Annotated in this window: 3 protein-coding genes; 1 reads left to right on the forward strand and 2 read right to left on the reverse strand. The window is 58.2% G+C overall.

The window, feature by feature from the left end; translation table 11 throughout:
* Nucleotides 1–2682 (reverse strand): DUF2339 domain-containing protein (locus Q1J43_RS00290; RefSeq protein WP_301100282.1); only part of this gene is annotated, 2682 nt, incomplete at its 3' end.
* A gap of 11 nt (nt 2683–2693) precedes the next feature.
* Nucleotides 2694–6113, reverse strand: a complete 3420-nt coding sequence (locus Q1J43_RS00295) for an acyl-[ACP]--phospholipid O-acyltransferase (protein ID WP_301100283.1) — start codon at nt 6111–6113, stop codon at nt 2694–2696.
* A 93-nt stretch (nt 6114–6206) separates the two neighbouring features.
* Between Q1J43_RS00295 and Q1J43_RS00300 the strand changes: the two genes are divergently transcribed.
* Nucleotides 6207–6622 (forward strand): TetR/AcrR family transcriptional regulator (locus tag Q1J43_RS00300; protein ID WP_301100284.1); only part of this gene is annotated, 416 nt, incomplete at its 3' end.

Raw genomic sequence — 6622 nt, forward strand, 5'->3', positions numbered from 1 at the left:
ACGCCTGTCCAGAGCAGGATTCGCATTAAACACAAACCGCGAATAGAACCAACTGAGCGCCAGAAGGCTTAACCCCAACCCGAAGAAAGAAAACACGCGCCACAATCCCGTCAGCTCCGACGCGTCATAGAGGAACACCTTGCCGATCGTCAGGAGAAGAATGGGCAAGGAAACAGTGCGCACCAAAGCATTGCCGCGCAGGGTGCCCACAAATAGCAACCCCGCTCCAAACAACAGCCACACGATGGAATAGGCGTAGATCTCGCCATTGCTGGTCGCAGCGGCGTTCAGGTAAGCGCCATGGAAGAACTGGCGAACCTCAAGAGAGGCCAACAAAAAGGCCAGCAGCAAAATAATGCCGCTTCCATAGCGGCTCCACGCCGCCTTGTTCAGGAAAGGAAGCTCGCGGTTGACCAGCCAGACCCACAGTATCGGCAGGCCATAAGTGTGCAGCAGCCCGTTCAGAATCGGCCATGTTCCGACGGCCTGAGCCGACCACAGCGGATTGTAGGCGATAAGGCCAAAGTAGCCGACACGAAACAGCGCAATGCCGGACAAGACAAGGCCGCTGAGGGAAACCGCCTTCCGGTCGTAGATCCTTCCGGCCATCAGACAGACCACCCCGCAAGCGAAGAACACGTTTGTAATAACGCTGCGTTCCGTAAATCCGGCCTTGACGAACATGATGGTCTGGTCGTCGTGGAAAGCATGGCGCATCACATAATACCCCATCACCCCCAGCAGCGCGATGGCGGCAGCCTCGAACGAACGCACGAGTCCGTCGTCCTTCTTCTGTCGCAACCCGTAAGCGCTGCCGAGAAAGAACAAGGCCGGTACGCCCAACTGGAAAACGGGCCAATTGACAATGGGAATATTGTCCCGAAACGACAGTTGCGTTTCAAACAGACTGAAAGCCGTCAACTGAAGCAGCAGAACGATCTGGGGCAGCAGCAGGACTCCAAAAACACAGGCAAGGATCATGGCGATGGAGCGCAAGGCCCGAATGTCCACACGCGTGTTGATCCACGCTATCGCCAGCATTTCGCCGGCGAAGGCCACAGACAAGAATTCGCGCTTCAACTCGATCGACAGAGCGATTGAGAGAAACGCCGTCGTAAGCGCGGCATAGATCGCCAGCAGATGCTGTTTATGCGGATGGTCCTTCGGCACGTCACGCATCAACGTCTGCAGGACGTAAAGGCTGCCGCAGGAGAACGCGAGGGCGAGCGTTCCCCAGAAAAGCGGGACGCCCTCCAGCAAGTGCGCGTCATGCAGCCTGACATACCCCAGAAGATAGTAGCCAAGGCTGGCCGCCATAGTCAGCCCCGCCCAGATCAGGGGGCTCGCGCTGCGCGATTGCAATCCGTAACCGCTGGCGACGTAGAGCGTGGCAAACGCCGCAAGCGTCACGGCAAAATGCTGCGGATCTTCATAGTTCCACGCCATGAGCATCATGGCGTTGACCGCCAGAGAGGCCCATGGCGCGATCCAGTAAAGCTTCGGATCAAAGAATGCGAGGCCAATACCCCCAACCGAGAGAAGACCAAACAGCCCCCACTCCATAACCCCAAAACCGCCATGCGCCGCCGTTATGCCCATGAGCGCGATAGCGCAGCCAAGCGTCAGATAGTTTAGCTTGCGAACGGAACCGTTCGTCTTGCGCGAAATCTCGTCCGCATAAGTTTCCTTAGAGGCACCTATGACGGTGACGCTGACCGCCGCGAGAAAGAGCCCCAGCCAAAGCATATCGGCTGGCGCGGAATGTCCCCCGAAAAGCCAGATGGGCACCCACAGGAACGCCACAAGCACCGTGGGGATGGCCAGAAACCACCATCCTTGCTTGCGGATGACGACCATCAGGCCCGTCAGCACGAAGTAGAGATACAGAAACAAGAGCGGCGCACTGGGGCTTGAGGAACTCACCAGAGCCGGCGTCAAAAATCCGCCGACGAGCCCAAGCAGGGCAATGGGAACGCCGTGCCTCAAGGACAAGACCACAGCTCCCGCCGTCACTGCAGCAAGCCCCCCAAACCCGACAACGTCAGGAATCATCTGGTAAAGCGTCGTCGCAGCGAAAACGGTCACATAGAGATCGGCGATGCCGGCGCCGGACAGCGCCTGCGCGATACGAACGCCGTTGGCAATGCGCTGCTGCCCGCGCACCCATGCGCCGCCGCCAAGGAGCGCGGCGCCGAAGATAAGGCCGATCACAACGCGCACCGCCGGATTCAGCAGCCCCATTTCAATCGAATATTTGACCATGAAAACGCCGGCCAACGCCAAAGCAATCCCACCCAGCCAGACAAAAGCCTGCCCGCCAAACTGCTGCTCCAGACTCTGCGGTTTGGCCTGTTGCTCCTGCGGCGCGGCGCTTTGCGCGCCTTGCCCTGCAACAGGCGGCCCCTCACTGAACGGATCGAAATAAGTCCCCTCCGGAACAGACGGCGCCGCAGGCGCCATGTTTTCGACCTTCGCCTCCGGCGGCGATGAAACAGGCGGCGCCGCGTCAGAATGTGCTGGCGCCGCCGGAATTGCCACGCCCATCGTCCTCAACTGTGCGACCTCGCCCTGCAGCCGAAGGATCGTTGCGCGCAGCTTGAGAATGCTGCTGCGATTTATCCAAGGCAGAATGATGCTGGTCACAAAGGCGAACAAGCCCATGATGATTAAGAAGGCTACCATTGATCCTCTCCTTAATTCTGTAAAACTTCCGCCCGTTCCATAACCAGAACACGCGCCTGCACGTAGTCTATTTTCCCTGTGCCCAGAAGCGGCACCTTGTCAAGTTTCACAAGCCGACGCGGCACGGAAAGTTCGGTAAGGCCGTGCAGGCGGAACCGCGGCGACAAATCGTCAAGATCGGCTCCTACGTATTCCGTCAACAACACCAGCATCTCGCCCTTTCGCGGATCGGGAATGCTGACAACGGCATGGTTAACGCCCGGCCAGGCGGCGTTGACGACGGTCTCAACGGCCGCGAGCGATACCATCTCGCCCGCAATTTTGGCAAAGCGCTTCGTGCGGCCCTGAATGGTGACGAAGCCGTCCTCGTCAACGACGACGATGTCGCCGGTATCATACCAGCCCCCCTGCGTCGGCTGCAGGACGCCTGGCGCATCTTCCTTCATATACCCCATCATCACATTGGGACCTTTGACAAGCAGTTGCGCCCCCGTGGCGATGCCCGGGACGGATTGCAACTTGACCTCAAGGCTCGGCATAAACCGCCCAACGGTCCCTGCGCGATAATGCATGGCCGTATTGACGGCAAGAACGGGCGCCGTTTCCGTAGCGCCATAACCCTCGAAAATACGCACGCCGAATTTATCGAACCAGACGCGACGCGTTTCATCCTTCAACTTCTCGGCTCCGGCAAAGACGTAGCGCAAGGCGTAGAAGTCATAAGGATTTGCGAACCGCGCATAACCGGCCAGAAATGTGTCGGTGCCAAACAAGATCGTCGCATCCGTATCGTAAACCAGCTCCGGCACTATTCGATAATGCAGAGGCGACGGGTAGAAAAACACCTTAATGCCGGAGAGAAGGGGCAGCAACGTCCCGCCCGTCAACCCAAACGCGTGGAACATCGGCAGACAGTTGAACACGATGTCCTGCGGTCCGAAATCAATGCGGCTTGCGATCTGGTAACGATTGGCAAGAATATTGCGGTGGCTGAGCACCACGCCCTTCGGCGTTCCTTCGGAACCGGAGGTGAACAACATCACAGCGGCATCTTCCGGCCTCGCCTTGCTCTGCAAAGAAAGAAACATCTGCGGCGCCGTGCGCGCAAGGAGCGCAAAAAGCCTGTCAACATGGCCAACCTGCGTCCGGAGGTCCTCCAGATACAGAACGCGAACGCCTGCGGCCAGCAATGCGTCCCGAAGTGGCGCCAGCTTGGCCGCCTCGACGAATTGTCGGGAGGTGATAACCGTCTTCAACGTCCCCGCCCTGCAGGCGCTTAAGACCTGTCCGGTCCCCGCAGTGAAGTTCAGCAGAGCCGCGACGCGTCCGAGCGCCTGCAAGGCAAAGAACGCGACCGCCGTAGCGACCATGTTCGGCAGCATCAACCCAACGCGCACCTCGTCCTTGGCAACCTGTCGCCCGATAACGCGCGCCAGCGCAACACTTCCTGCCAGAAACGCCGCGTAGCTGAGCGGTTGACGATTCTGGTCCTCGACGATCGCATGGCGTCCGCCGTGAATGCGCGCCGCCTCGATCAGACTCTGCATCAAAGTATTGTCCACGGCGCTGCTGTCAAAGATCATCTGCACCATCAGATCGTAAAGTTGCGCGCTGGCGAGTTGCCGCCGGCGACGCCCCTTGGCCGCCTCCGGCAAGTCAAAGGATCGCGGCGGCAAAAAAGTCAGCGTGATCTTGGGGAACAGGCGAATGCGCACCTTGCCCCTCAATCTGGAGGTCGGCGAATATTGGGCCCCGTCAATCCGCACCGGTAAAATCTTCGCGCCGGACTTGTCGGCAATCAGGCCAGGCCCCTCATACACTTTCATCAGCGCTCCGGTCATGGTCAGGCGCCCTTCCGGAAAAATCATGATCTTCCTGTTCTGCTTTAACTGGTCGATCAACGTCTTGGTGGCCATCGGGTTGGTGGGGTCGATCGCGAACGTATCAATGAGCTTCAGAAACGGACGAAGCCACCAGCGCTTGGCGATAAAGGTGTTGACGACGAAACCGACACGTTCGGGAAGAAACGCCGCGATGATCGGCGCGTCGAGAAAGGCGGTATGGTTGGCGACAATCAGAACGCGGTCGCCGGCCTTCGCCCAATTCTCCAGCCCCTTCACCTCCACCCGATAGACCAGCTTCAGGATCGCCGCCAAAAGCGAGAAGGGAAGAAGTTTGCAGATATACAGCGCCACGCCCGCGCTCAGTATCGCCGCCACCAGAAAAAGCTGCGGGATAGTGACGCCCTGATGGATAAGCAGCATCGCCAGCACAGCAGCCGCGATCATGAACAACGCATTCATCAGGTTGTTGCTGGCGATGGCGCGCGCCCCATGTTCATGGTCCGCCCGCACCTGCAACAGCGCGTAAAGCGGCACAATGTATATCCCGCCGCACAAAGCAAGAAAGAACATGTCCAGCAAGATATGCTGGCCAAAGGATTGCTGCAGGAAACTCGTCACGGAATGCAGCGCGCCGTCCGCACGCGGCGCCGCCTGCCTCGTCACGAAGGACAGGTCCAGCGCGAAGAACGTCATGCCGAGGGCCGCCAGCGGCACAGGCGTTGCCCGCACCAACCCTTTGATCAGCCGCGTGCAGATCAAAGACCCCGCGGCGATGCCCACCGAGAACGCCACCAGAAAGAGCGTCACAACATGCTCGTCAGCGCGCAGAACGTCTTTCGCCAAAGGCGAAAACTGCGCCAGAAACAACGCCCCGATAAACCAGAACCAGGATATGCCGAGGATACACAGAAATTCGTCGCGGCGCTGGCTGCTATGCCTGATCATGGCAACAGTTTCGCGGAATGGGTTAAGCTTCAGCTTCATATCCGGCACCGGCGCAGGCGCAACGGGAATGTGGCGGCTTGCGCCATAGCCAAGCAACGCGAAAATGAACAGCAGCGCCGACACGGCCAGATTGCCGCCTTCGACGAGGATGAACACCCCGCCGAGAATCGTGCCGCCAAGGATCGCGAGAAAGGTACCGGCATCGATATACCCGTTGCCCGCAATCAGTTCGCTTTCCTTCAAGTGCTGCGGCAAAATTGCGTATTTGACGGGGCCAAAGAAGGCCGAATGCATACCAAAACCAAACAGCGTCAACATCAGGATCGGCAGATCGTTGAGGTAAAGCCCCAGACTCCCGATGAGAACAAGCGCCAGCTCGACAAGTTTCACCCACCGCGCCACGTGCGCACGGTCAAACTTGTCCGCAAGTTGCCCCGCCAGATAGGAAAAGGCCAGCGTAGGCAGAGTAAACAAGCCAAAGGCCAGATTCACCAGCTGCGCCGCATAAACGCTGTCATGGGCGGCGATGCGGTATGTCACCAGAATGACAAGCGCGTTCTTAAACAGATTGTCGTTCAGCGCCCCGAAAAACTGGGTCACAAACAGGGGGAGAAAACGACGCGATGACATCAACGAAGCCATAATACCACTCCAGACTTGACAACGGACCGATCCTACACGATAATTGAACAGTGTTCAACATAATTATGAACTATGTTCACTGGAAGGCAACCCATGGCGCGCCGCAAAGACCACACGCCGGAACAACTCCGATCCCTTATACGATCTGCCGCAAGAAAACTATTATGCAAGAATGGGTTACAGGGATTAACGGCACGGGCGCTGGCCATAAAAATCGGCTACGCGCCCGGCACGATCTATAATGTCTACCGCGATATGGACTCGCTTATTCTGGACATTAACTTTGAGACCTTGGGGAAACTGGATCAGTTCTGTCAGGCGCAAACGCTTGGCCTGCCCAAGGATTCCACAAGGGTGCGCGCCCTCGCCTACGCCTATGTCGATTTTGCACACAAGAACCAGCGCGCCTGGGAAAGCATTTTTGCGATCCCCCGCAAGGGAAACCAGACGCCGCAACTGCCGGAAGATTACCGACAACGCATCTTGTCCCTCTTCGCGCGCATCGAGAA

It is taken from the genome of Propionivibrio sp. (assembly GCF_029255185.1).
Classification (GTDB): domain Bacteria; phylum Pseudomonadota; class Gammaproteobacteria; order Burkholderiales; family Rhodocyclaceae; genus Propionivibrio.